This is a genomic window from Chitinophaga sp. Ak27, from assembly GCF_012726295.1.
Lineage (GTDB): Bacteria > Bacteroidota > Bacteroidia > Chitinophagales > Chitinophagaceae > Chitinophaga.
The window spans coordinates 1,905,073-1,930,533 of sequence record NZ_JABAOB010000001.1 but is presented as its reverse complement, the minus strand read 5'-3'; the positions used below and the strand labels follow the sequence as shown (position 1 = coordinate 1,930,533).

20 protein-coding genes, 1 tRNA gene and 2 riboswitches are annotated in these 25,461 nt (G+C 46.3%); of the genes, 15 read left to right on the top strand and 6 right to left on the bottom strand.

Annotated elements, in window-relative coordinates:
- Positions 1 to 48 precede the first annotated feature (48 nt).
- Positions 49 to 2,424 carry a TonB-dependent receptor gene (locus HGH90_RS07630; RefSeq protein WP_168762246.1) on the bottom strand — a complete coding sequence of 792 codons (2,376 nt, stop codon included), beginning with the start codon at positions 2,422 to 2,424 and terminating at the stop codon, positions 49 to 51.
- A 14-nt stretch (positions 2,425 to 2,438) separates the two neighbouring features.
- Positions 2,439 to 2,532, bottom strand: a riboswitch (TPP riboswitch).
- 133 nt (positions 2,533 to 2,665) lie between these two features.
- Between HGH90_RS07630 and HGH90_RS07625 the strand changes: the two genes are divergently transcribed.
- From HGH90_RS07625 to HGH90_RS07605, 5 genes are all read left to right on the top strand, one after another.
- On the top strand, positions 2,666 to 3,070 hold the full coding sequence (locus HGH90_RS07625; RefSeq protein WP_168762247.1) for a single-stranded DNA-binding protein: 405 nt from the start codon (positions 2,666 to 2,668) through the stop codon (positions 3,068 to 3,070).
- A 110-nt stretch (positions 3,071 to 3,180) separates the two neighbouring features.
- Positions 3,181 to 3,252 (top strand) — tRNA-Met (locus tag HGH90_RS07620).
- Positions 3,253 to 3,352: 100 nt separating this feature from the next.
- Entirely contained in the window at positions 3,353 to 4,222 is an 870-nt protein-coding gene (gene era / locus HGH90_RS07615; protein WP_211092854.1) for a GTPase Era, read from the top strand.
- Positions 4,223 to 4,279: 57 nt separating this feature from the next.
- The gene (der, locus tag HGH90_RS07610; RefSeq protein WP_168762248.1) at positions 4,280 to 5,593 is read left to right on the top strand and encodes a ribosome biogenesis GTPase Der; all 1,314 of its coding nucleotides are present in this window, start codon (positions 4,280 to 4,282) and stop codon (positions 5,591 to 5,593) included.
- An 83-nt stretch (positions 5,594 to 5,676) separates the two neighbouring features.
- Positions 5,677 to 5,892 carry a hypothetical protein gene (locus HGH90_RS07605; protein WP_168762249.1) on the top strand — a complete coding sequence of 72 codons (216 nt, stop codon included), beginning with the start codon at positions 5,677 to 5,679 and terminating at the stop codon, positions 5,890 to 5,892.
- A 100-nt stretch (positions 5,893 to 5,992) separates the two neighbouring features.
- Here HGH90_RS07605 and HGH90_RS07600 read toward each other — a convergent pair whose 3' ends face one another.
- Together HGH90_RS07600 and topA are read right to left on the bottom strand one after the other, a co-directional pair.
- Positions 5,993 to 6,865: a transglutaminase-like domain-containing protein gene (locus HGH90_RS07600; protein ID WP_168762250.1), complete on the bottom strand. Its 873-nt coding sequence runs from the start codon at positions 6,863 to 6,865 to the stop codon at positions 5,993 to 5,995.
- Between the two features lie 127 nt (positions 6,866 to 6,992).
- Positions 6,993 to 9,341: a type I DNA topoisomerase gene (topA, locus tag HGH90_RS07595; RefSeq protein WP_168762251.1), complete on the bottom strand. Its 2,349-nt coding sequence runs from the start codon at positions 9,339 to 9,341 to the stop codon at positions 6,993 to 6,995.
- Positions 9,342 to 9,800: 459 nt separating this feature from the next.
- On the opposite strand from topA, the gene HGH90_RS07590 reads away from it, so the two are divergent.
- From HGH90_RS07590 to HGH90_RS07575, 4 genes are read left to right on the top strand one after another with little or no spacing between them, the layout of a single operon-like run.
- Positions 9,801 to 10,565, top strand: a complete 765-nt coding sequence (locus tag HGH90_RS07590) for a Rossmann-like and DUF2520 domain-containing protein (protein WP_168762252.1) — start codon at positions 9,801 to 9,803, stop codon at positions 10,563 to 10,565.
- Between the two features lie 44 nt (positions 10,566 to 10,609).
- On the top strand, positions 10,610 to 11,131 hold the full coding sequence (locus HGH90_RS07585) for a KdsC family phosphatase (protein WP_168762253.1): 522 nt from the start codon (positions 10,610 to 10,612) through the stop codon (positions 11,129 to 11,131).
- 14 nt (positions 11,132 to 11,145) lie between these two features.
- A complete protein-coding gene (locus tag HGH90_RS07580) occupies positions 11,146 to 12,087 on the top strand; it encodes a geranylgeranylglycerol-phosphate geranylgeranyltransferase (RefSeq protein WP_168762254.1) in 942 nt (313 codons plus the stop codon).
- Between the two features lie 2 nt (positions 12,088 to 12,089).
- Positions 12,090 to 12,659 carry a Maf family protein gene (locus HGH90_RS07575; protein WP_168762255.1) on the top strand — a complete coding sequence of 190 codons (570 nt, stop codon included), beginning with the start codon at positions 12,090 to 12,092 and terminating at the stop codon, positions 12,657 to 12,659.
- Positions 12,660 to 12,718: 59 nt separating this feature from the next.
- Here HGH90_RS07575 and HGH90_RS07570 read toward each other — a convergent pair whose 3' ends face one another.
- Positions 12,719 to 13,900 carry a homoserine dehydrogenase gene (locus tag HGH90_RS07570; RefSeq protein ID WP_168762256.1) on the bottom strand — a complete coding sequence of 394 codons (1,182 nt, stop codon included), beginning with the start codon at positions 13,898 to 13,900 and terminating at the stop codon, positions 12,719 to 12,721.
- A gap of 96 nt (positions 13,901 to 13,996) precedes the next feature.
- Positions 13,997 to 15,175, bottom strand: coding sequence for a trans-sulfuration enzyme family protein (locus tag HGH90_RS07565; RefSeq protein ID WP_169190755.1), 1,179 nt, complete (start codon positions 15,173 to 15,175; stop codon positions 13,997 to 13,999).
- A gap of 185 nt (positions 15,176 to 15,360) precedes the next feature.
- Positions 15,361 to 15,479: riboswitch (SAM riboswitch) on the bottom strand.
- Between the two features lie 129 nt (positions 15,480 to 15,608).
- Between HGH90_RS07565 and HGH90_RS07560 the strand changes: the two genes are divergently transcribed.
- Complete coding sequence (locus tag HGH90_RS07560) at positions 15,609 to 16,892, top strand: DUF2851 family protein (protein ID WP_169190754.1); 1,284 nt, start codon at positions 15,609 to 15,611, stop codon at positions 16,890 to 16,892.
- Positions 16,893 to 16,993: 101 nt separating this feature from the next.
- On the opposite strand, the gene HGH90_RS07555 is transcribed toward HGH90_RS07560, so the two are convergent.
- The gene (locus HGH90_RS07555) at positions 16,994 to 17,401 is read right to left on the bottom strand and encodes an OsmC family protein (RefSeq protein ID WP_169190753.1); all 408 of its coding nucleotides are present in this window, start codon (positions 17,399 to 17,401) and stop codon (positions 16,994 to 16,996) included.
- 169 nt (positions 17,402 to 17,570) lie between these two features.
- On the opposite strand from HGH90_RS07555, the gene HGH90_RS07550 reads away from it, so the two are divergent.
- The 5 genes from HGH90_RS07550 to HGH90_RS07530 all read left to right on the top strand — a co-directional run bounded on the left by HGH90_RS07550 (position 17,571) and on the right by HGH90_RS07530 (position 25,453).
- Positions 17,571 to 18,407 carry a hypothetical protein gene (locus HGH90_RS07550; RefSeq protein WP_168762260.1) on the top strand — a complete coding sequence of 279 codons (837 nt, stop codon included), beginning with the start codon at positions 17,571 to 17,573 and terminating at the stop codon, positions 18,405 to 18,407.
- Positions 18,408 to 18,443: 36 nt separating this feature from the next.
- The gene (gene lipA, locus HGH90_RS07545) at positions 18,444 to 19,343 is read left to right on the top strand and encodes a lipoyl synthase (protein ID WP_169190752.1); all 900 of its coding nucleotides are present in this window, start codon (positions 18,444 to 18,446) and stop codon (positions 19,341 to 19,343) included.
- Positions 19,344 to 19,751: 408 nt separating this feature from the next.
- Positions 19,752 to 21,086, top strand: coding sequence for a TolC family protein (locus HGH90_RS07540; RefSeq protein ID WP_169190751.1), 1,335 nt, complete (start codon positions 19,752 to 19,754; stop codon positions 21,084 to 21,086).
- Positions 21,087 to 21,105: 19 nt separating this feature from the next.
- Positions 21,106 to 22,242, top strand: coding sequence for an efflux RND transporter periplasmic adaptor subunit (locus tag HGH90_RS07535; RefSeq protein ID WP_169190750.1), 1,137 nt, complete (start codon positions 21,106 to 21,108; stop codon positions 22,240 to 22,242).
- Between the two features lie 28 nt (positions 22,243 to 22,270).
- On the top strand, positions 22,271 to 25,453 hold the full coding sequence (locus tag HGH90_RS07530) for an efflux RND transporter permease subunit (RefSeq protein ID WP_168762264.1): 3,183 nt from the start codon (positions 22,271 to 22,273) through the stop codon (positions 25,451 to 25,453).
- Positions 25,454 to 25,461: the final 8 nt, after the last annotated feature.

The window sequence follows — 25,461 nt, the reverse complement described above, 5'->3', positions numbered from 1 at the left end:
AGGGGTGTTGATCGCTTAGATCAACACCCCTTTTATATGTTTATCTCCTTAAAAGCCTACGGTAACACCGGCAAAGAAGTTAATGCCAGCCATAGGATAGTAATAGCTGTCATAAGCCACCCGGTTGCCTTTCAGGTCATAGCTACTGTAAGTACTACCGTTGGGCTCATATTTGGTGTTGAAAATATTGTTCAGCATAAACTGTAATCCCAGCTCGCGGAATAACTGTTGCGGTACTACGTAGTTGATACGCAGGTTGCTCACAAAGTAAGGATCCAGGCTGCCATCTATATTGGAGGTGTTATCCATATACTGGCGGCTCACATATTTACCCAATACATCTACATTCAGATTTTTTACCGGCTTTACAGATAACGTTAAACCACCTACGAAAGAAGGAGAGAAGGAAATATTGGTCTTGTTGAACACCTGTGTATGTGTGGCGCCCAGCGAATCGTACGTAACGGCGTGATAGTCGAGTACTTTATTCTGGCTCAGCGCTGCATTGGCGGCCAGTGTTACGATGCTGGCCAGTTTCACGGTACCGTTTACTTCAATGCCCATACGATAGCTCTTCGGGATGTTTGTACGCATGTATGCTCCAACGTCAGTGAGCATACCGGTTTGTACCAGCTGGTTTTTATAGTTCATATAGTACACGTTGGCCTGGATGGCAGCGATGTTATTATTCCAGGAGTATCCGGCCTCTACATCGCGCAATACTTCCGGTTTGGGGGTAGCTACGCCATAATTGTTTTCAAAGTCGCCGCGGTTGGGCTCTTTGTTGGCGATGGCAATGGAAGCAAACACCCGGTTGGTAGGGTTGATAGCGTAGGAAATACCTGCTTTGGGATTGAAGAAATTGTAGTTGACATGTGCAATATAGGCAGGCGCAGCTTCGAATCCATCCATGTTGTACATGATATTACGGTATTGCATATCCACAAAGAGGCTGAGCGCACTGGTAAATTTATATTCACCTTTCCAGTAAACGTTGAAGTCGTTCTTTGCCGCAGGGTAGCGGTAATATTCGTGGTCTTTATCAAACTGGGTATCTGCCCAGATCACTTTACCGAAGTGGTCGCCGGTATACCTGTTCCAGCCGCCACCCAGGCTCCAGTTGAACTTTTCGCCGGTACGGTTTACAGAAAATACACTGCCATAGAAATAGTTGTCCAGCCATAACTGGTTGATTAAATCGGCAGAATCTCTTTTAACGCCATTGATGTTAACGATGGGAATGCCATAGTCAGCCAGGCTTTTGTGGCCATTATAATTTTCGTAATAGCCTCTTCCGCGGGTAAGATGGAAGGCTACGTTGAAATTTAAATTGGATTTGATTTCCTGGTTCAGGAACAACTGGTAATGATCCTGTTGGTAGTTGTCGGTTTGATTATCATAAGGGGCGCCTGGTTTGTCGGTGCCAGCCATGTTGTAAGTCCTGTCTGTGGCCAGTAAAGCTTTAGGCACGCCATACCAGGCCTGGTATGTTTTTTCTTTTCCGGAGAAGACATTAAGCCGTATGGCTGTCTTTTTAGAGATATATGCCGCGGAGGTATAGAAAGAGCGGAGGTCGGAAGAAGCACGGTCGATGTAGCCATCTGAGCTGATTTTAGACAGGCGTGCATCGATGGTAAAGTGATCGTTGATCAGACCGGAACCCGCTTTTACCGTATGTTTCCAGCTATTGAAAGAACCGTAGCTGTTGCTGATTTCGCCATAGGCTTTTTCATTGAATTCGTTAGTGCTGAGGTTGAGCGTAGCCCCAAAAGCGCCTGCGCCGTTGGTAGAGGTACCCACGCCACGTTGCAGTTGAATGCTGCTGACGGAAGAAGCAAAGTCGGGCATATTGACAAAGAAAGTTCCCTGCGACTCTGCATCATTTACCGGGATACCGTTCACTGTAACGTTGATGCGGGTGATATCGGAACCACGTACACGCATACCTGTATAACCTATACCGGTGCCGGCATCGGAGTTGGTCACTACGCCGGGTTGCTGATCCAGTAGTATGGGCAGGTCTTGTCCCAGATTTTGTTTTTTGATATCCGTTGCAGATATCGTGGTGTTGACGAATGGTGCGTTTTTACCTGCGCGGAGGCTGCTGATTTCCACGGGTTTTACCAGTAGCCCGGTTTCTTCCAGGGTAATATCCTGCAGCAGGGTATTGTTATGTGCCTGGATGGTGGTGCTGAAAGCCCTGAAGCCAAGGTAGCTGGCCGTGAGGGTATAGCTTCCTTTTTTAGGAAGCCGTATATTGAATTGACCTTTGCTGTTGGTTAATGTACCTGTTTGGTTGATGGAAATGGTAACGCCTTCCAGTGGCTGGCCATTGGTTTTGCTGGTTACCGTACCGGTTACTAGCGATTGTGCATGTAAAGCGCCTGCTATAGATAGCAGCGCTAATAACATTAGCTGTCTCATGTAAGTATATGTCTGTTTTCTGTTTTCGTCATTCCTAACCAGCATTACCTGGTCCAGGTTCATTGGGTGTGATCTCAGCCTGAAAGTAAGGCACCCCATGTGTTGTGTTAGTGCAAAGGTATAGCTGTAATCATTAAAAAGCAGAATTTATTTTTTGGTGGAGTGAAAATGGTGTAAATTCCATGGATACTTCTCTCAGTCATCTTTTATAAATTTTTAACCATTTAAATCTTTATTTCTGATGATCAAGCTTCAGTTAATCGGGCATTTAGGCCGCGATGTAGTGAAAAAAGAAGTCAACGGGGCCACAGTCTTTAATTTCCCGGTTGCCGTAAATGAGCGTTTTAAAAACGCGCAGGGTATACTGGAGGAAAGAACTACCTGGGTAGACTGTTCATTATGGGACAAGGGCAATGTAGCTCCTTATCTGACGCAGGGAGTGATGGTGTATGTGGAGGGCGCTCCCAAGGTGGAAGCGTACATAAGCAGCAACACCGGCGCTTTATCGGGTGCGTTAAGACTGAGAGTTTTTTCTCTACAATTACTCAGCCGCAGGGAAGAGGAAAGAAGAAAAGCTTTCACGGAGGTGCCCGTTCCTGAGGCAGAGCCCGTACAGGAACAGCCCGCTGACGATCTTCCATTCTAAATGTATGTTAAGCATTCCAATATGAAAGCCAACCATTTATGGTTGGCTTTTTCTATTTCTTTGAAAAAGATTTGGCGACAATTAAATTATTCTTATCTTTGCACCCTCATTGCGAGGTAGAGCAGAGGTAGCTCGTCGGGCTCATAACCCGAAGGTCAGTGGTTCGAATCCGCTCCTCGCTACAAACAGCGTTCAACGCATTAAAGAAATAAGGGCCGAAGAAATTCGGCTTTTTTTATTGGTACCAGTTCAGGGTGTCATAACAGTCTTTTAAATATCATCATGCATAAAGCAGGTTTTGTAAATATTTTCGGGAAGCCCAATGCGGGAAAGAGCACATTGCTGAATGCCATTATGGGTGAAAAGCTGGCGATTATATCTCCTAAAGTGCAAACTACCAGGCACCGGATTACGGGGGTGTTGACAGAGCCTGGTTATCAGATCGTGTTTTCTGATACTCCGGGTATCATCGATCCCAAATACAAGCTGCATGAGAAAATGATGGGCGCGGTAAAATCTGCTTTGGAAGATGCAGACGTGGCCTTATTGATTGTTGACGCCAAAGATTCGCTGGAGGAAAACCTGGAGCTGTTTGATTCCCTGAAGCTGAAAGTGCCGGTGATTCTCATCCTCAATAAAATGGATAATATCGTAAAGGAAGATATGGCTGTTTTATTGGAGCGTGCAAAGGCCTGGGGCAAAGCCACGGAAGTGGTAGCTATTTCTGCGATGCAGAAAAAAGGTATCAAAGAACTCTTGGCAGCTATCGTAAAGCTGTTGCCCGAAGCAAATGCCTTCTACCCGGATGACACGCTAACGGATAAGTCTACACGCTTTTTTGTAGCGGAGATGATCCGTGAAAAAATATTCCAGCTGTTCGAGGAGGAAATTCCTTATCACACCACAGTAATTGTTACACAATTCCAGGAGAAGGATACCCTCACGAAAATAACGGCGGAAATCATCGTTACCCGCGACACCCAGAAAGGAATTATCCTGGGAGAAAAGGGAAAATCTATCCGTGAGATAGGCACCCTGGCGCGCCAGGATATAGAGAAGTTTATAGAAAGAAAAGTATTCCTGGAGCTGTTTGTAAAAGTGAGAGGAAAGTGGCGGGATAACGATACCTTCCTGAAGGAATACGGTTATTAAAGAGTGAAAAATTCCTGGATGTATTATCCAGGTTAGTACGACAAAATATATAATAACATGGCAGGATTTACAGTAGCTATAGTAGGTCGTCCCAACGTTGGTAAGTCAACGTTGTTTAATCGTTTATTGGAACAGCGCAAGGCCATCGTAGATGACCAGAGTGGGGTAACCCGTGATCGTCAGTATGGTATTGCTGACTGGAACGGTAAAACCTTCAACGTAATTGATACAGGTGGATTTGTATCCAATAGTGACGATGTGTTTGAGCGGGAAATCCGCAAGCAGGCGAAAGTGGCCATAGAAGAGGCCAACCTGATTATTTTTATGTGTGATGTAACTACGGGCATTACAGACCTGGATTCGGATGTAGCAGATATCCTGCGCCGCACTTCCAAACCTGTATTACTGGTAGTTAACAAGGTAGATAACAGTCAGCGTCAGCTGGAAGCCACGGAGTTTTACAGCATGGGCTTTGAGCATATTTTCTTCCTCTCTTCTATGAGCGGAAGCGGTACCGGCGAACTGCTGGATGAAGTGGTAAGCCATATTACCCCTGAAATGGGAGAAGCTACCCTGAACTCAGATTTGCCTAAAATTGCCATTATTGGTCAGCCTAATGTAGGTAAATCATCTTTGCTGAATGCGTTGATCGGCGTAGAACGTAACATCGTTTCCGACATTGCCGGTACTACCCGTGATACGATTCATACCCATTACAATATGTTCCAGAAAGATTTTATGCTGATTGATACCGCTGGTATCCGGCGTAAAGCCAAAGTGCAGGAAGACCTGGAATTTTATTCGGTGATACGTGCCATCAAGGCAGTAGATGAATCAGATGTAGTGATGTTGCTGCTGGATGCAGAGAAGGGAATTACAGCGCAGGATCTGAGTATTTTCAGCCTGGCAGCGCGTAAAGGTAAGGGTGTGGTGATCCTGGTGAATAAATGGGACCTGATGGAGAAAGGTACCAACACTGCCCGCGATTACGAAAAAGAGCTGAAGCAGCGCCTGGCGCCATTTTCTGATGTGCCCATCATCTTTACGTCTGTAACAGAAAAGCAACGTATTTTCAAAGCGATAGAAACCGCGCTGGAAGTGTATGATAACCGCTTACGCCGGATACAGACTTCTGTGCTGAATGAAGTAATGCTGAAAGCGATCGAATCTTATCACCCGCCGGTAGTAAGAGGAGTGCCTATCCGCATCAAGTATGTAACGCAAATACCTACCCATACGCCGGCATTTGCATTTTTCTGTAATCTCCCCGATGATGTTAAAACGCCTTATCGTAATTACCTGGAGAACCAGATCCGCTCGAACTTTAACTTTAAGGGGGTGCCTGTGAAGATATTCTTCAGAAAAAAATAAACCTGCATAAATAGGGATTAGGTTTTGTATTTTATAAAATTTGCATACCTTTGCGCCGGTTTTAAAAAACAAAACGAACTAAAATGAAAAAATTATTTGTATTCGCAGTTGCCGCTGGTATGTTCTTCGTAGCTTGTAACGGTGGTAGCACTCCAGCTGCTGATTCTACTGCAACTCCAGCTGTTGACACTATGAACGCTGCTCCAGTAGCTCCAGCTCCAGCTGATTCTGCTGCTCACGTTGATTCTGCTGCAACTGTAGCTCCTGCTGCTGATTCAGCTGCAACTCCAGCTAAGTAAGATATTATTTCATATAATATATCTTTCTTGCAAGAAATTAAGAAGCCCATCGCTTATGCGGTGGGCTTTTTAATTGCATATAAAAAAGGGAAAAATATATTTAGTCTTCCAGTATACTCGCGAGGTTCATTAGTTCGTCCTGCTTGTATGCATCTTTATCATCCCGGAAACATTTGGATAGTTCTTCCAGCAGGAACTGGATAATCCGTTTGTTAGACTGTGGTTTAAAATAAGAGGGAACGGAAGGTACCGATACTCTTTTAAGGTAAGTATCCACGTCCTGCTGCGTATAAATTTGCCCCTGGATAGGATCTATAAAGAACAGGATGCGGTGGTCGGCAGGATCTACCGGTACAGAAAAATCGATGTAGCTATCGAAATACGCCAGGATAAACTGCCGGGGTATATTAACGGCATATACGGGCAGATCCAGCATGGCGCAGAGGCTTTGATAGATGATACCATTGGTAATGGGATTACCTTTCTTGGATTCTATCACCTGGTTAACGAAAAACTGGTTTTTACGCTGGTAGGATACTTCTTCTCCTTTTAGTCCAAAATAATTATACACCATGCTGTTCAGCACATTGATCTGTTCCAGTGGCGTCAGGTAGTTATTCAGTTCCAGCCAGATATTGCGTTTAATCCGATCTATTTCTGCTATAATCTGTGTGTCTATGAGGTCGGGAAACTGATACCGGGATGCCAGTATAGCTCCCTGCAACAAGCCCTGGGAATCTGAAAGTCCCCACGCACGTACCGCCGCCTGCAAATCCTGGTAATGTACCCGATGAATGAGCAGCTCTATCCTTTCCTGAATAGCCTCGTCAACTGTATTCTCCCACAAATTCTCCAGATTGGGAATGATATCTTTACCGTACAGTAATATCTTACTGGCAACAGTGTCAAATACCTCCAGATCAGGGTCATCCAACAGGTGGAACAAAGCGTTTATTTCTCTGTTTTCGTTCATGCCATTATTATGATCAGGTGGTAATCATCAAATAATGTGATCCTGTTGGCAAATTAAATAATACGCACATCACTCACACTGCAGTTATTTTCCTTGCCTTCATTTTTCATCATCTGTTACCACGGCTTTATTCAGCTTTCTTTTTACGAGGTGGCGCTTTCTTCTTCGGTGGATTAGCTTTCACATCTTCAATGATTGCTTTGGCTTCTTCCAGGGTGATGTCGGCAGCCGTTTCAATTTTTTCTTTCGGTATTTTATAATTCTTCAGGCCTTGCTTAATGTACGGGCCATAAGGTCCTTTCAGTATCTGGATCTTTTCCTTTTCGAATATCTTAATGGTGCGTTCGTCTTTAGCCGTACGTTTTTCTGCGATCAGCGGAGCTACTTCATCCAGCTCCACGGTATATGGATCCATTTCCTTTTTCAGGGAATAGAACTTTTTATCATGTTGTGCATAAGGTCCGAAGCGGCCAATATTGATGATCACATCTGTGCCTTCAAACAGTCCCAGGTTGCGGGGCAGTTTAAACAACTCCATGGCTTCTTCCATAGAGATGGTTTCAATGCTTTGTGTAGCTTTCAATTTAGCAAAACGAGGTTTTTCCTCGTCTTCCACACTGCCGATCTGGATCATGGGGCCGTAGCGTCCCATACGGGCTACCACCGGTTTGCCGGAGGCGGCGTCTACACCCAGGGGGCGTTCGCCTTTCACTCTTTCAGCATTTTCCAGGGTGTTTTCCACATCTTTATGGAAAGGAGAATAAAACTCTTTCAACATCTTATTCCACACCTTTTTACCGCTGGCAATTTCATCAAATTCCTCTTCAATTTTGGCGGTAAAGCCATAGTCCATTACGTTGTTAAAGTACTGGTTGAGGAAGTCGGTAACGATCATACCCAGGTCGGTAGGGAATAACTTGGATTTTTCTGCACCTGTATTTTCAGCTTCTGTCAGTTTGCTGATCTTATCGGCTTTCAGTATCAGGATGCGGAAATCTCTTTTTACACCTTCTTTATCTCTCTTTTCTACGTAATTACGTTTCTGTATAGTGGTAATAGTAGGTGCATAGGTAGATGGACGGCCAATACCCAGTTCTTCCAGTTTCTTTACCAGGCTGGCCTCTGTATAGCGGGGAGCCGGGCGGGAGAATCTTTCGGTGGCCTTCATTTCTCTCAGGTCCAGGGATTGTTTTACCGCCAATGGAGGTAAGGATCCTTCCTGTTCTTCTGTTTCATCTTCGTCATCGTGGCCTTCCAGGTATACTTTCAGGAAACCATCAAATTTCAATACTTCTCCACTGGCGGTGAGTTCATCGTGGTTGGTAGAGATGTCGATTTTTGCGATGGTTTTTTCCAGCTCGGCATCTGCCATCTGGCTGGCGATGGTACGTTTCCAGATCAGTTCGTACAGTTTGCGGGTATCGCTGTCCTCTACCGTGGCGTTTTCCATGTAGGTAGGACGGATGGCCTCGTGCGCTTCCTGTGCGGATTCGTTTTTATTTTTGAATTTACGGTGCTGATGATATTTTTCGCCAAAGCTGGCCTTGATCGCTTTTTCGATTTCAGTGATGGCCGTATCTGACAGGTTTACCGAGTCGGTACGCATGTAGGTGATATTACCGCTTTCATACAGCTTCTGGGCCAGCAACATGGTTTTGGAAACGCTGTAACCGAGTTTACGGCTGGCTTCCTGTTGCAGGGTAGAAGTGGTGAAAGGTGCTGCCGGCGATTTTTTGCCCGGCTTTACCTGGATGTCTTTTACTGTATAGGCGGCGCCAACACATTCCTGCAGGAATTTTTCGGCATCTTCTGCGGTCTTAAATTTACCAGGACCTTCGGCTTTGAAGGAAATGCTCTTGCCATTGATGTCTTTACCGGTAAACCACGCTTCTACTTTAAAGGTGCTAACCGTCTGGAAAGCATTGATTTCTCTTTCTCTTTCTACGATCAGCCTCACTGCTACCGACTGCACACGGCCGGCAGAAAGGGAGTTGCGCATGCTCATTTTGCGCCATAATACCGGGGAAATTTCAAATCCCACGATACGATCCAGTATACGGCGGGCCTGTTGTGCGTTTACGCGGTCCATATCCAGCTTGCGCGGATGCTGAACAGCATTCTCGATGGCCGGCTTGGTAATTTCGTGAAAAACAATACGCTTGGTAGTTTTTGGATCCAGGTTCAACACCTCACACAGATGCCAGGAAATGGCTTCTCCCTCACGGTCCTCATCCGTTGCCAGCCATACCTCATCGGTATCCTTCGCCAGCTTCTTCAGTTCCTTCACCACTTTTTCCTTGTCGTCCGGGATCACATACTTCGGCTTAAAGTTATTTTCTATGTCTATCCCCATGTCATCCTTCTCCAGATCACGTATGTGACCGAAGCAGGACTTGACTTCAAAGTCTTTGCCCAGTATTTTTTCTATGGTCTTGGCTTTCGCCGGGGACTCAACTATAACTAAATTTTTTGCCATGTATGCTTCTTTAATGTGCTGCTAAATACGCAAAATTCTGTGAAATAATTACTTCAATGAATTCTGCAATGATATAAAATTATATTGATATTGGTTGATATGGTACCCATTCACACCAGATATTTTCCGCCGGGGATATATAATATGGTAACCATTCATGATGGTTCGTTATCAAATAATTAACTATTCAGGCTTATAGAAAGACATCAAATGCCGGTCATTAATATAGATGATACCAGTTATTCCCGAGGGTGGTTAAAGATAATGAAACTATTAATATCGCTAATATTGGAAAAAATCGGCCAATCGGTCACGGCCAGATCCACCTCGTTGATACAATAGTCTTTATATTTGGGAACGCGTGCAAAAACGGCGCACCCATTAAATCGCGTATATTAGAAAAGATAAACCCTCCTGTATGGCGGTTGACAGATGGGTATTAATTTAAAACTAATTACAATGGATATAGTCATAGTTGGCACTGGCAATGTAGCACATTGTTTCGGACAGCTCCTGAAGATTCATGGCCACCAGGTAAAGCAGGTAGTGAGCCGGCAGCTGGAGCATGCACGGGAATTGGGGGAAATGCTGAACGCAGCTTATACAAACGATTTGCAGGACATTAATATGGACGCCGACATATACCTGCTGGCGGTAAGCGACTCGGCCATAGCGGAGTTAAACGATGAATTACGCCTGGGAAAGCGTATTGTAGCGCATACCGCCGGGGCAGTCCCTTTATCCGCTATCTCCCGGATATCGTCCAATACAGGCGTGTTGTATCCTTTACAGTCTATCCGCAAGGAAATTAAAAGTTATCCACCTATCCCGGTCATGCTGGAAGCCAGCAGCGATGAAGTGCTCCGGCGCCTGCAGGCTTTGGCGCAGAGTATTTCCGGCAGTGTAACTGTTACCACCTCGGCACAGCGGCTGAAATATCACCTTACCGCGGTATTATGTAACAATTTTACCAATCACCTGATTGCCCAGGCGAAAGCTTACTGTGAAGCCGAGCAGCTGGATTTCAGCTTGTTGCAACCCATTATAAAGGAAACTTTCGACCGCCTGGAAAAGTATCCGCCTGAAACGGTGCAAACAGGGCCCGCCCTGCGCCAGGATGAAGCTACCATGCAGCTGCACCGGCAGTTGCTGGCCAGCAACGAATACCTGCAGCTGGTATACCAGGTGATGTCTGACGCTATTTACCAGTTTCATAATAAATAGAGAATTACTGAGCTGTTAATCCGTAATTGGCTATTTTTGGCCCCATGAACGTATTGGCTTTATTTAAATCTATCCGCACTTTTGTGTTGGATGTGGACGGTGTGTTAACAGATGGTACCCTGCAATTGCTGCCAGGAGGAGAGATGTCCCGCAAAATGAATATCAAGGACGGTTATGCCATGCAGCTGGCGGTAAAAAAGGGATACCGGGTGGTTGTGATCTCTGGGGGAAAATCGGAAAGCGTGGTAAGCAGGTTACAGGGATTAGGTATAAAAGATATCTATACCGGTGTACTTGATAAAAAAGAAAAGTTACAGGATTATGTATTTGAGCTTGACCTGCGCTGGGATGAAGTTTTATATATGGGAGATGATATCCCGGACTACCAGCCTATGCAGCTTGTAGGATTACCTACCTGCCCCGCAGATGCAGCACCGGAAATAAAAAGCATTTCAAAATACATATCCCCTCTGCCCGGAGGCCACGGATGCGTAAGAGAAGTAATGGAAAAAGTGCTTAAACTGAACGGACATTGGTTAATGGATGAAGGAATTGCATCGAAATAATAAAAGAGAAAACTATGAAGCTCTGGGCTGCATTTTTTAAACTGATCAGGTACCCAAACCTGGTATATATTGGCCTTACCCAGTTTTTACTGCAGTATTGTGTAGTAGAACCGGTATTACGCAGCTCCGGGGAAGAGCCCTCCCTGCCTGTTCCCCAATTTGTATTATTAAGTTTGTCGACCATACTGGTGGCGGCAGCCGGTTATATCATCAACGACTATTTCGATATCAACATCGACATTGTGAACAAGCCGGATAAGATGATATTGGATAAGGTTATCAGCCGGCGCTGGGCTATGGCCTGGCATACCATGCTGAATATGGCCGGCGTTTCGTTAGGCTTCCTGGTAGCCTGGCGTATTGGCCAGTTTTACCTGGGCTTTACCCAGGTAGTATGTTCCCTGTTGCTGTGGTTTTATTCTACCTCGTTTAAAAGACAGGTACTGATCGGTAACGTGGTCATTTCCCTGTTAACCGCATTAGCGGTAGTAGTGGTAGGATTCTATGAAAAACAGATCTACCATAGCTTTGAAGCCATCATGTCGGCTACCGGCCGCAAACTGATCCAGGTAATAGGCGTATATGCCTTGTTTGCTTTCCTGATTTCAATGGTCCGGGAGATAGTGAAAGACCTGGAAGATATGATGGGCGACAGCAAAGATGGTTGCCGCACCCTGCCGATTGCCTGGGGGGTACTCGCCGCTAAACGCTTGTGTAATGTGCTGTTGCTGGCATTGGTAGTGATCATTGCCGCAGTAGAAATCCGCGTGTGGATATTGCAATGGTATATTGCAATTGCTTACCTGCTATTGTTTGTACAACTGCCATGCCTATACGTTTACCTACAGCTGAAGAAGGCTACATTGCCGGCGCATTACCATAAGGTAAGCACGTTGGTAAAAGTGATTATGCTGACAGGCATTTTATCAATGATATTTTTTAAACTGTATTTATAGTGATGTATAAAGGAACACCTGTTATCCTGGCTTCCCAGTCACCGCGCAGGAAGCAGCTGCTGGAACAGGCGGGCATCCCTTTCGAGGTAAAGGTGGTGGAAACGGCAGAAACTTTTCCTCCGGGATTGGCCATTGCGGATATCCCGGTGCATATTGCCCGTCAGAAGGCCATTGCCGTAGAAGCATTGTGTGCGGATACTGATATTATTATTGCTGCAGACACCGTAGTGGTATTGGATGATACCATTATCGGAAAGCCGAAGGACCGGGAAGATGCCATTGCTATTCTTTCCCGCTTAAGCGGGCGGGAACACCGGGTAATTACCGGGGTGGTAATCCGGAAAGGCGCTGAGGAAACCGCTTTTTCCCATACAACGGCTGTGCACTTTAATCCTTTAACTACTGAGCAAATCAGCTGGTATGTGGATCAGTTTAGGCCTTATGATAAGGCCGGCGCTTATGCCATACAGGAATGGATTGGCGCGGTGGGGATTGATCGTATCAACGGCTGTTTCTACAATGTAATGGGACTGCCGGTGAGCAAGGTAGTAGCTGCATTGAACCAGATGTAATTCGAACGGCGCAGGGAACTGCGCCGTTTTCATGATTGGTTTTTGCTTACTTAATATATTTACTCCAATATGAGGACATTCACGTCTTTATTTTTCAGCCAGCCGGCTTCCTTCAGCTTCTGTAGGTTAATCGTACCTACTACATAACGCCATTCTGATGATTCATACTTTTCAGAGATGCTGAAAAACTCTGCGAGGTCTACCTGGTTAGGTGTCTTATATCGCAGGTATATTTTCAGTTTTACATCGTTAGTAAAGCTGGGCTGATTATTTTGTTTAATCTTTTTATACTCGTAGCGATAGTTGTACAGCAGGGCGGAAATATCCGACAGTACGGCACTACCGGTGGCGGTACCGCCGGCTCCTTTACCTACAAAGAACTGTTTATCGGTGAAGGCGCTTTCCAGCAGGATACCATTGTATTCGTTGTACACATCAAAGAGCAGGTTATGTTCTTTGATCAGGTGCGGCAGTACATAAGCAGATACATGGCCATTCTGGCGGCGGCACTGTGCAATCAGCTTGATGGTACAGTTGCGTTGTTTGGCAAACTGTATATCAAAATCGTTCAGGTGGTGAATACCGAAATTGAACACTTCTTCCGGTTTTACGAAAGTACCGAATGCGTGCAGGAGCAGGATAACGATTTTAAATTTAGGATCATATCCTTCAATGTCGAGGGTAGGGTCCGTTTCGGCGAAACCCAGGTCCTGCGCTTGTTGCAGGGCTGTTTCGAAGCTGAGGTTTTCTTCGAATATTTTCGTGAGAATATAGTTCGTTGAGCCGTTACAGATACCTTCTACTGCATTGAGCAGATCATTGTCGTAGTATTCTTCCAGGTTACGGATAATGGGAATACTGGCGCAGCTGGAAGCTTCATACAGGAAGGGCACTTTATTTTCGGCCTGTAACTGGTACAGGGTAGGCAGGTTTTCTGCGATCATGCGTTTGCTGGCACTTACTACGGCTTTACCGTTGCGGAGGGCGGTGCTTACGATTTCAAAGGCTGCTTCTGTATCATTGATCAGTTCTACTACAACGTCAATGGTAGGATCTTCCAGGATTTCGTTTTTATCCGTAGTAAAATAGCTGCTGTCGATGGGTCTTGACTTGTTGGGATCTTTAATACATATCTTTTTGATACGTGCATTAATGCCCTTGGTTCTGTTCAATACTTCATAGAGGCCTTGTCCTACGACGCCGAATCCGAAAATACCTAAATTGATGATCTTATTTTCCATACTTTTTTTGAGCTTTCGCCTTTGGCAGTGAGCCTTGATACTACCAGGATTGATCAGGTACCGGAGGTGTCAAAGTTGCTGCTAACTGTCAACGGCTTATTGTAAAACAGTGATTTGCTTGCCGGCTGGATGATTTAGTTTATCCAGTGCCTGTTTCAGGTCGTTGATCAGGTCATCGGCATCTTCAATGCCTACTGATAAACGGATACAGGAGTCCTGTAGACCTGTTTTTTTCCGGAATTCTTCCGGGATGTTGCGATGTGTCATGGTGGCCGGGTGGGCCAGCATACTTTTTACGCCGCCGAAGCTTTCTGCCAGTTTAAATAGTTTAGTGGCATTTACGATGCGGATCGCGTTTTTTATGTTATCGCTTTTCAGGGAAAAGCTTACCAGTGCGCCATAGCTTTTTTGTTGTTTACGGGCAATATGATGGTTTTTGTGTGTAGCCAGTCCGGGATAAAATACTTTATCCACTGCCGGGTGGGTAGCAAGCCAGTTGGCGATAGCCGAAGCGTTGCTGCATTGTTTTTCGAACCGGAGGTATAGGGTTTCAACGCCGCGTATGGTAAGCCAGGCTTCAAACGGGCTTAATATACTCCCCGAAATATTTTGATTATAGCGGATCTGATCGGCCAGTACTTTAGAATTGGCTACTACCAGTCCGGCTATCACGTCGCAGTGGCCTGCCAGGTATTTGGAGGCGCTGTGTATCACGATATCGGCGCCCAGTGTTAGCGGTTGTTGTAACAGGGGGGTGCTGAACGTGTTATCTACTACCAGCAGTATATTATGTTGTTTGGCGATTTTACTGATAGATTTTATATCAGAAATGCGCAGTGTTGGATTGGTAGGGGATTCCAGCCAGATGATTTTGGTATGGGGGGTAATAGCCGCCAGTACTTTATCGAGGTTGCTGGTATCTACGAAATTAACTTTGATACCGAAGCGTTCAAACATGTGGTTAAAGATCTGGAAGATGCCACCGTAGGTGTCTTCCACTGCCATGATTTCATCGCCGGTCTTTAACAGCTTCAGTACCGCATCAATGGCCGACATGCCGCTGGCGAAAGCAAAACCTGCGAAACCTTCTTCCAGGTTGCAGATCAGGTCTTCCAGCACTTTTCTCGTAGGGTTGTTGGCCCTCGAAAACTCAAAGCCTTTATTGATGCCCGGTGATTCCTGCACAAAGGTGGATGTTTGATAGATAGGCACAGAAATGGCGCCTGTCAGTTCGTCTACCGGAATGCTATGAATCAGTTGTGTAGCTGTTTTCATTTGTCAAAATATTTTAATGATGTTCAATGTGCACAAAAATCTGCTGCAACTTTATCATTAAAGATCAACTTAAACAACGACAAATCCATGAATGGGGCGGGAAGTGGGCATAAAAAAAGCTCTTCCATGGTGTTGGAAGAGCTTTCTTAGAAAGTTATATATAGCTGTGAAGTATAATCTCTGCCAACTTATCTTTCCTCACGCTGTAGCGTGGGGCAGGAATTAGCACCTTTTTCCTGACCGTAATCAGGAAAGGTTGCTAAGGCATCGCAGGGCCAAGTCCCTCCGCCTTTCTGGATAAGTGATGTGTAAGAACTGGCGCAAAGGTAATATCACTTTTATCAAAATTCCAAATTGCGGTTACAATTTATTTATTAAATGATGATTTATTACCTTTGAATGATATTATTTTATACCCCAATCCTGTTTGTTTATGTTTGTTAATCCCCCGCTCTCAGAGGAGCTATTCCAGCATATCTGGGCCTTCCGGCTATTCCGCCAGGATCATTTGACAACTGTTACCGGGGAGCCGGTGGAGATATTACATCCTGGTGTACTCAATCATCATGGAGGACCTGATTTTTCCGCTGCCCGTATCAGGATAGGAACCGCCCTGTGGATTGGGCAGGTAGAGCTGCACCTGCGTACGTCGGATTGGTTCCGGCACGGGCACCAGCATAATCCGCAATATGGGCGGATCATACTCCATGTAGTATTTATACATGATATGCCGGGTAAGGGTATCCCGGGCGTTCCTTGCCTGGAGCTACAGGAGCGTATTTCCAAGCTGCTGCTGCAGCGTTATGAAGCGTTGCGGAGCCTGGCGCCTTTTGTGCCCTGTGCTGCCCAGGCGGCACAGGTGCCCCCGCTTACCTGGATCAGCTGGAAAGACCGGCTGCTGGCCGAACGCTGGGAACGAAAGATCAGTGGTTTGCAGTCCTGGTTACTGGCCACACATGGCAACTGGGAAGAAGTGTGTTACTGGGCCATTGCCCAGAGCTATGGTATCCCGGTAAATGCAGCACCATTTCTGCAGGTGGCCCAATCCCTTCCCTACAGAACGCTGATGCGGCACCGGCACCAGCAAATCCAGCTGGAAGCCTTTCTTTTCGGCCAGGCGGGGATGCTGGAAGCAGCCCACACGGATGCTTACGCATTGCAGCTACAGGATATTTTTACGCATCTGCGGCATAAATACCGGCTCCAGCCTATGGCAGCGCATCAGTGGAACTGGCTGCGCATGCGCCCTGCCGCCTTTCCTACGGTGAGACTGGCTACATTGGCAGCCTTGCTGGGAAAGACCACTCACATTTTTTCCCAGCTACTGGAGGCGAAAGATATGACAGCGCTGGAACAGCTGTTTTTCGTGCAGCCGTCTGCGTACTGGCGCACGCATTATCGTTTCGGTCAACCGGTGGCGCAAGCCCAATGCCCCGGCCGGCAAGCAGTACATACTATTCTTATCAACACGGTATTGCCGCTCCTGTTTTTTTACGGACAGCAAAAGCAACAGAAATACTACCAGGAAAAAGTGCTTCACCTGCTACAGCAGTTGCCGCCGGAAAAAAATAATATCACCCATCAGTGGGCATTGCTGGGGGTGAAGCTGGAAAATGCCCTGGAGTCGCAGGCCCTGCTGCAGTTAAAGCAATACTATTGTAATGAGAAGAAATGCCTGTATTGCGCTATAGGAGCGAAGATCATTAAAGGAGCGTAAAGCGAAAAGCTATTGTAGCGAATGACCAATGCGATTTTAATTCGCTAAGATCATTCGCTACAATAGCTTTTCGCTTTTCGCTTTATGTTTTCGCTTTCCGCTTACCAGTTAAACGTTACATCCTGCACTAAATCCGGGTGCAGGCTTTTAGCCACCGGGCAGGTAAGCGCAGCTCTTTCGAGGATGGTTCTTTCTTTTTCACCCAGGTTGTGGCCGGCAGGTAAATCCATTACGATGGTAACGCCGATAATGCGACGGGGGTCGGAGCCCATAATTTTTTGTACACTCACTTTGGTACCTTCAATATTCCATCCATTATCCATCGCCTTGATGCCCATGATGCTGAGCATGCAGGAACCCAGGGCGGAGGCTACCAGGTCGGTAGGGGAAAAACGTTCTCCTTTTCCACGATTGTCTACAGGAGCGTCTGTTTCGATCACTGTACCGGATTGCAGATGGGTAGAAGTCGTACGTAATTCGCCGTTATAAATAATTGATGCCGTTTGCATAGTGCTTGCTGTTTTTATGATCAGACAGTAAAATTAAATGTATTTTTAGTATAAGTGTAATATGGCAGGCGGCGGCGCTGTTAAACTCAAAAAAAATTGGCTACGTTTGTAATATATACATAACAATACCTTTGATAAAGCGTTAATTTATATATAATAATAGCCCACTGTGAAAAAAATATACTTGATCCTGTTTTTAGCGACACTATCCGGCGGTTTATTTGCTCAAACCACGACTCCTGCTCCTGCTACCAAAGCCCAGAAGGAGAAAGAGAAGGAACAGCGTAAGCTGAAGAAGATTGCCATTTTCCGTGAGCAGGAAGAGGGGGAAAATGTGTTTCAGCGCGATTTTTCAGCCGGTGCCCGTTTAAATACAGATGGCTGGTCCGGTTTCGTGGAGAAAGGATATCGTAAAAGCCGGAAAAAAGTGACTTATTTCCAGATTGAGTTTTCTGAAAAGAAAAACAACAAGGAATACAAGCAAAATGGAGGTTATTCCTTTACGCAGCGGCCTTATATATTTGGTAAACAGAATAATTTTTACCCGGTGAAGCTGGGTATCGGGCAACGCTACCTGATTGGCGGCAAAGCCAATAAGAATGGGGTTGAAGTTGATGCGATCTACTATGGTGGCTTGTCCCTGGGGTTGTTAAAACCTTACTATGTAAACGTACAGGATCCTGCGGGGGATAATATCGACTTAAAGTATAGCGACCAGAATGCCAATCTTTTCCTGAATAAAGATAAGATCAATGGAGCAGCAGGCTTCGGCAAGGGCTGGGACAATCTGAGTGTGGTACCTGGTGCTCATGCCAAATTGGGTCTCCGGTTCGACTGGGCCCATTTTAATGAGGTGGTAAGTGCCCTGGAAATTGGGGTAAACGCTGAGATGTATAGCAAAAAGATACCTATTATGGTGCCGGTAAATGGCACTGACTACAATAAACAGTTCTTTTTTAATGCATATGTGGGCATTCAATTCGGAAAACGCTGGAATAAGAGATAAGTATTAACTTTGCTTTTCTAAAGAAAGGAATAAGCGATGCAAGAACTACCCGTAATAGCCGCCGAACCGGCTACCACAAGAGTAAAGAAGCCTGACTGGCTGCGCGTTAAATTACCGATAGGCGAAACTTACAAACAGGTAAGAAACCTGGTTGACACCCATAAATTGCATACCATCTGTGAAAGCGGCAATTGCCCTAATATGGGCGAGTGCTGGGGCGCAGGTACCGCTACTTTCATGATCCTCGGAAATATCTGTACCCGTAGCTGCGGTTTCTGTGCCGTAGCCACCGGCCGCCCGGAACCGGCAGATTTTGATGAGCCTCAACGGGTGGCAGAAGCTATTTACCTGATGAAGGTAAAACATGCCGTTATCACCTCGGTAGACAGGGACGAACTGAAAGACGGTGGCTCTATCATCTGGGCTAACACCATCAATGCGGTAAGAGCCCTCAACCCACAAACCACCATGGAAACCCTGATACCGGATTTTCGTGGTCAATGGGAAAATCTCCAGCGCATCATCGATGCGGCACCTGAAATCGTGTCTCATAACCTGGAAACGGTAGAACGCTTAACCAAACAGGTAAGAATACAGGCAAAATATCACCGCAGCCTGGAAGTAATCCGCCGTTTGAAAGAAGGCGGTATGCGTACCAAAAGCGGTATTATGCTGGGACTTGGAGAAACCAAGGAAGAAGTAGTACAGGCTATGCAAGACCTGTACGACAACGGATGTGATGTGGTAACGCTGGGGCAATACCTGCAGCCTACCCCTAAACACCTGCCGGTAGTGCGCTTTGTACATCCCGATGAATTTGCCGAGCTGAGAGAGATTGGTTACAACATGGGCCTCGATTACGTAGAGTCAGGACCGTTAGTAAGATCTTCCTATCATGCAGAGAAACATATTTTCAGCGGTCGGAATAAAGGATAACTGGAGCTGATTCTCACTGAATTGTTAAAATCCACCCCTATGGGTGGATTTTTCTTTGCATAACATTATCTTAGCGCCCGAATTTACTTTTACCTAAGCAACGATAAGTTGTTCTACCTACTTCACTGTTAAACGTTGATACAGATACCTGGAACCACACCTGAAAACCGTGCTGACTAGTTTCAGATAGTATCGGATAAGCAACTCTCATATCAACCTGCCTGTTGGCTGTAGTAACTACAGCATAGACATGTTTTTGCAACTAATAATAATGTTACATAGATGTAAATCGTCTATGCAACAACCGGGGGAACAATGCTGCCATGTTATAAAAATCTGACTCGTTTTTATACGGGTATTATTCCCTTTCGATTGGTACAATGATGAACTGAATGTCAAAAGCCTTTTATGAAAAGAGCATTTTATTTTTTAGCTGTAACGTGCGGGATGTTTATCTCCCCGCAGGTATTTGCACAGCAACCTGCCGATTCCCTTTTAACCAGTGCCACGCTACAGGAATGTATCCAGTATGCGATTGCCCACCAGCCTGTCATACGTCAGTCGCTGCTGGATGAAGCCATTACTGATAGAACCGTGAAGAGTAAGCTGGCCGACTGGTATCCACAAATCAACCTGGATTATAATATCCAGCACTACATGGAACTGCCTACTTCCATTTTCGGTGGCAACCCTACAAAAGTAGGCGTGGCCAATACTTCTACGGCGCAGTTTGGGTTGAATCAGAATATTTTCACCCGCGACCTGCTACTGGCTACCAACACGGCAAAGGAAGTGCGGAAACAAAGCCGCCAAACCACCACGCGCAACCAGATAGACCTGGTAGCCGATGTCAGCAAAGCCTACTATGATGTATTGCTGACAGCAGAGCAGATTAATGTACTCAATGAAGATATCACCCGGCTGGAACGTAGTCTGAAAGACGCGAATAACCAATATGCCAGCGGCGTGGTAGATAAAATAGATGCCAAGCGGGCCACTATTTCACTGAACAATGCGAAAGCCCAGCAAAAATCAGCCAGGGAACTGCTCACCGCCAAACAGGCCTACCTGAAGCAGTTAATGGGATATCCTGCCAACAGCGGCGATGTACCGCTGGTACAGGACTCCTCCTCCCTGGCAGCACAGGTAACAGGGGAAGATACCCTGCTGGTTGCTGACTATAAGAACCGTATTGAATACCAGTTGCTCGAAACCCAACAAAGCCTGCAACAGGCCAATGTGAAATACAATAAATGGAGTTACCTGCCTACCGTATCGGCCTTTGTAAACTATGCATTTGCCTACCAGAGCGCTGATTTCGGCAAATTGTACAGCAACGATTATCCTAACTCGCTGCTGGGATTGAAATTGTCGTTGCCTATTTTCCAGGGAGGAAAACGGGTACATAATATCCGCATGGCGGAATTGCAGTTGCAGCGTACACAATGGGACTTTGCGGCATTAAGAAGCCAGATCAACTCACAGTATGCACAGGCTATGGCTACTTATAAAAGTAACTACAACGATTACCTGACGTTGAAAGAAAATGTGCAGATGGCGAAAGATGTTTATGACATGTTACAGTTGCAGTATAAAGAAGGGATCAAAACCTATCTCGATGTGCTGATTTCCGAAACGGATCTGCGTACAGCACAGCTAAATTTTTATAACTCTATGTACCAGGTGCTGTCCAGCCGGATAGATCTGCAAAAAGCATTAGGAACCTTAACAGCTAATTATTAAAATGGTAACCGGAACGGATATGAAAAAAATGAACAACATCGTCTTAATCAGTGCTGCCACTATACTGGGCTTTGCGGCTTGTAAAGGTCCCGGTCAGAAAGGCGCACCTGTTATTCCCCCTACACCGGTAAATGTTATCGCCGCTACAGAGGCGCCGGCCGTTTATTATGATAAATATCCCGCCACCGTGGTAGCATTGAACCAGGTAGAACTGCGTTCCCAGGTATCAGGTTTTATTACGGGTATCTTTTTTAAAGAAGGAGAAATTGTGCAGAAGGGAAAGGTGCTGTATGAAATAGACCGCCGTAAATACGAGGCCGCCTATCTGCAGGCACAGGCCAATGTAGCCAGCTCCCGTGCCAGCTTTGAGAGGGCAAAGAAAGATGATGACCGTTACCAGCGCCTGGCCGACCAGGATGCGGTAGCCCGCCAGATTGTGGATAATGCCAAGGCTACCCTGGAAACTTCCCGCAGTCAGCTGGCAGCGGCAGAAGCCAATCTCGCAGCGGTACGTACAGATCTCGATTACTCGCTCATTAAAGCGCCGTTTACCGGACGCATTGGTATTTCCCAGGTGAAACTGGGCGCCCAGGTGAGCCCTGGCAGCACCCTGTTGAACTCCATCTCCAGTGAAAATCCAATTGCGGTAGACTTTGTGGTAAATGAAAATGATATCGCCCGCTTTGCCGCGTTGCAAGGCAATGCCGCTACCAGCGATTCTACCTTCCGCTTACAGCTGTCTAACGGCGCCGAATACACGCATGGTGGTAAAATACTAGCTATTGACCGTGGCGTGGATAATCAAACCGGTACCATCCGCGTACGTATTGAATTTAACAATCCCGATGATCAGCTGAAAGATGGGATGAGCTGCGTACTTCGCGTACTCAACGATCAGTCGGGCCATCGCCTCGTGATCCCGTACAAAGCGATCACAGAACAGATGGGCGAATACTTCGTATTTGTGGCTGGCGACAGTACAGCTACACAAAAGAAAGTACACCTGGGCCCTAAGATCGGCGATAGAATAGTAATCATGGACGGTATACAGTCCGGTGAAAAAGTGATAGTAGAAGGCTTCCAGCGCTTGCGTGATGGCGGCAAAATACAGATAGGAATACCTGCAGCACCACAAGACGCCGCAGCGAAGAAATAGTTTATCAGTAGAATCAACAGCGAAGATCATGATTGCAGATACTTTTATAAAACGACCCGTAACAGCGATAGTAATTTCTATCGTGCTGGTATTGGTGGGGATATTGGCGATGATGAACCTGGCCATTGGCCAGTACCCAGAAATTTCACCCCCCACCGTACAGGTAACGGGTACCTATACCGGTGCAGATGCACAAACGGTAGAACAAACCGTGGCAACGCCGGTAGAGGTACAGGTGAATGGTACGCCTGGTATGACATATATCAATACCAACAATACCAGTAGCGGACAAATGAGCATGACGGTTAACTTTGAAGTAGGTACCGATATCAACATAGCCGCACTGGACGTACAGAACCGCGTAGGAATTGCACAACCCACCCTGCCACAGGAAGTACAGCGTTTAGGCTTAACCGTTAGGAAGCGTAACCCCAGCATCCTCATGCTGGTAGCCCTGTATTCTCCCAAAGGCACACATGATATTACCTTCCTCGACAACTATACCAACGTATATGTAAAAGATGCGTTGCTGAGAGCAAAAGGAGTAGGGGATATCTTTACACGTGCAGATGATTTCAGTATGCGTATATGGCTGAAACCTGATAAGCTGGCGGAAATGGGCGTTACAGCCGACGATATCCGTGCTGCCCTCGCAGAGCAGAATGCGCAGATCACCGCGGGGTCCGTGGGTGCGCCTCCGCAGCAAACCGGTCAAACCTTCGAATACAACATCTTCACCAAAGGGCGTTTATCCACACCGGAAGAATTTGGTAACGTGGTGGTAAAAACCCGTCCCTCCGATGGAACGCTAGTATACCTGAAAGATGTAGCCCGCGTGCAGTTGGGTAAATTTAACTATGCCGGTAATAACTTTGTGGATGGCAAGCGTGCAGCCTACCTGCTCGTTTACCAGGCTCCCGGCAGCAACGCCATTGAAACGGCGAAGAACGTAACTGCCGCCATGGAGGAACTGAAAAAGCAGTTCCCTTCTGATGTGGAATATGTAGTACCATTTGAATCCGTGTCCGTAGTAAAAGTATCTATCGAAGAGGTATTGCATACCCTGGTAGAAGCGCTGATCCTGGTGGTGATCGTGGTATTCCTGTTCCTGCAAAGCTGGCGCGCAACACTGATCCCCGTATTGGCCATCCCGGTATCCATTATTGCCACCTTCATCTTCTTCATACCACTGGGTTTTACCATCAATACCTTAACGCTGTTCGGTTTCGTGCTGGCCATCGGTATTGTGGTGGATGACGCCATTGTGGTGGTGGAAGCGGTACAGCATAATATTGATCACGAGAAAATGACGCCACGGGATGCCACCGCGCAGGCGATGAAAGAGATTTCCGGTCCTGTAATCGCGATTGCGCTGATCCTGGCGGCGGTATTCGTTCCGGTAGGGTTTATACCAGGTATCGTAGGGCGTTTATACCAGCAGTTTGCTATCACCATTGCCATCTCTGTAATGATCTCCGCATTTGTGGCGTTATCATTAACACCGGCATTGTGTATCCTGTTGCTGAGACCCATGCACCTGGATAAGGATTCCAAAGGGTTGAATAAGTTCTTCTACAAGTTCAACCGCTGGTTCGGGCATACTACTTCCCGTTATTCCATGGGGGTGAAAAAGAGTATCCGTTATTTCCGGTTTGTAGTGGTGATCCTGATCTGCATATTTGTAGGTACCATGATGCTGTTTAAGAGCAAGCCTACCGGGTTTATTCCTACAGAAGATGATGGACGTATTTATATCACTTTCGACCTTCCTGAATCTTCGTCTACTGAACGTACCCTGGCGGTAATGCAGCAGATGATGAAGGACCTGGATCATACTGAAGGTATTGCCCACTATGCGGCTTTGGGAGGCTTGAACGTAGTGAACTTTGCAACCAAATCTAACAGTGCTACCATCTTTTGTCAACTGAAGCCATGGGATGAGCGTAAGCCGGATTCCCTGCAAGTATTTGGCTTGGTAGCTGCGTTGCAGAAGAAATTGTCGAAGTACAAGGAAGCGAATGTGGTGGTGATTCCGCCACCGGCTATACCGGGGTTAGGTTCTACCGCTGGTTTCTCGTTTGTACTCGAACAAAGGGGAAGCGGTGAAGTAAAAGCATTTGAAGGGGTGCTACAGAAGTTCCTGGCGGCGGCTAACAGCCGCCCTGAAATTGCCAAGGCATTTTCCTTCTTTACGGCTCGTACACCGGGCTATCAGCTTGATATTGACCGTGAAAAGGCAAAGAAAATGGGCGTGAAGATATCGGATATTGCTTCTGCCCTGCAAACGTATATGGGTAGTGCCTATATCAACGACTTCACTATTTACGGCCGTAACTTCCGCGTGGTAGCACAGGCGGATTCTACTTACCGTGGAGATATCAAAAATCTGAACCAGTTATTTGTGCGCAATGCGGCGGGTTCTATGGTGCCGTTGAGTGCATTGACTTCTTATAAAGTGATAGAAAGCGCCCCGGTGATTTCGCACTATAACCTGTTCCGTTCTGCGGAAATCAACGGTAACCCTGCGCCGGGATATAGTTCCGGAGATGCGATCAACGCATTGAAAGAAGTGGCGGCGCAAACATTGCCGGATGGATATGGATATGAGTTTTCCGGTTTGAGTCGCGAGGAGTTGTTGTCGGGTTCCAAAACCGTTTACATCTTTGCCTTGTCAATCATCTTTGTATTCCTGTTCCTAGCCGCTTTGTACGAAAGCTGGTCGGTGCCCTTCTCGGTACTGCTGGCCGTGCCTATTGGCGCCTTTGGGGCCATTACGGTGCTAACCTTCCTGCCTAAGCTGAGTAACAACGTATATGCGCAGATTGGTTTGATTACGTTGATTGGTTTGTCGGCGAAGAATGCCATCCTGATTGTGGAGTTTGCGAAGGAGCGTGTAGACAGGGGCATGGACCTGATTACCGCGGCGGTGGAAGCAGCCAAGCTTCGTTTGCGCCCCATTATCATGACGTCTATGGCATTCCTGCTGGGTATCCTGCCGCTGGTATTTTCTTCCGGCGCGGGTGCGGAAGCGCGTAAAACTATGGGATGGACGGTATTGGGTGGTATGTTTACCGCTACCTTCCTGGCCATTTTCATTGTACCAGTGCTTTTCGTAGTGATTACGCGACTGGCATATGGTAAAGAGAAATTGCAAAAGATGAAGGAAAGCTATCAATCTGTACCTGAACATGATGTACAGGGAAAGCTTTAATAGTATTA

Excerpts from the sequence above, each read along its gene's own strand:
- HGH90_RS07630 (WP_168762246.1), bottom strand. The coding sequence starts at position 2,424 with ATGAGACAGCTAATGTTATTAGCGCTGCTATCTATAGCAGGCGCTTTA.
- HGH90_RS07625 (WP_168762247.1), top strand. The coding sequence starts at position 2,666 with ATGATCAAGCTTCAGTTAATCGGGCATTTAGGCCGCGATGTAGTGAAA.
- era (WP_211092854.1), top strand. The coding sequence starts at position 3,353 with ATGCATAAAGCAGGTTTTGTAAATATTTTCGGGAAGCCCAATGCGGGA.
- der (WP_168762248.1), top strand. The coding sequence starts at position 4,280 with ATGGCAGGATTTACAGTAGCTATAGTAGGTCGTCCCAACGTTGGTAAG.
- HGH90_RS07605 (WP_168762249.1), top strand. The coding sequence starts at position 5,677 with ATGAAAAAATTATTTGTATTCGCAGTTGCCGCTGGTATGTTCTTCGTA.
- HGH90_RS07600 (WP_168762250.1), bottom strand. The coding sequence starts at position 6,865 with ATGAACGAAAACAGAGAAATAAACGCTTTGTTCCACCTGTTGGATGAC.
- topA (WP_168762251.1), bottom strand. The coding sequence starts at position 9,341 with ATGGCAAAAAATTTAGTTATAGTTGAGTCCCCGGCGAAAGCCAAGACC.
- HGH90_RS07590 (WP_168762252.1), top strand. The coding sequence starts at position 9,801 with ATGGATATAGTCATAGTTGGCACTGGCAATGTAGCACATTGTTTCGGA.
- HGH90_RS07585 (WP_168762253.1), top strand. The coding sequence starts at position 10,610 with ATGAACGTATTGGCTTTATTTAAATCTATCCGCACTTTTGTGTTGGAT.
- HGH90_RS07580 (WP_168762254.1), top strand. The coding sequence starts at position 11,146 with ATGAAGCTCTGGGCTGCATTTTTTAAACTGATCAGGTACCCAAACCTG.
- HGH90_RS07575 (WP_168762255.1), top strand. The coding sequence starts at position 12,090 with ATGTATAAAGGAACACCTGTTATCCTGGCTTCCCAGTCACCGCGCAGG.
- HGH90_RS07570 (WP_168762256.1), bottom strand. The coding sequence starts at position 13,900 with ATGGAAAATAAGATCATCAATTTAGGTATTTTCGGATTCGGCGTCGTA.
- HGH90_RS07565 (WP_169190755.1), bottom strand. The coding sequence starts at position 15,175 with ATGAAAACAGCTACACAACTGATTCATAGCATTCCGGTAGACGAACTG.
- HGH90_RS07560 (WP_169190754.1), top strand. The coding sequence starts at position 15,609 with ATGTTTGTTAATCCCCCGCTCTCAGAGGAGCTATTCCAGCATATCTGG.
- HGH90_RS07555 (WP_169190753.1), bottom strand. The coding sequence starts at position 17,401 with ATGCAAACGGCATCAATTATTTATAACGGCGAATTACGTACGACTTCT.
- lipA (WP_169190752.1), top strand. The coding sequence starts at position 18,444 with ATGCAAGAACTACCCGTAATAGCCGCCGAACCGGCTACCACAAGAGTA.
- HGH90_RS07540 (WP_169190751.1), top strand. The coding sequence starts at position 19,752 with ATGAAAAGAGCATTTTATTTTTTAGCTGTAACGTGCGGGATGTTTATC.
- HGH90_RS07535 (WP_169190750.1), top strand. The coding sequence starts at position 21,106 with ATGAAAAAAATGAACAACATCGTCTTAATCAGTGCTGCCACTATACTG.
- HGH90_RS07530 (WP_168762264.1), top strand. The coding sequence starts at position 22,271 with ATGATTGCAGATACTTTTATAAAACGACCCGTAACAGCGATAGTAATT.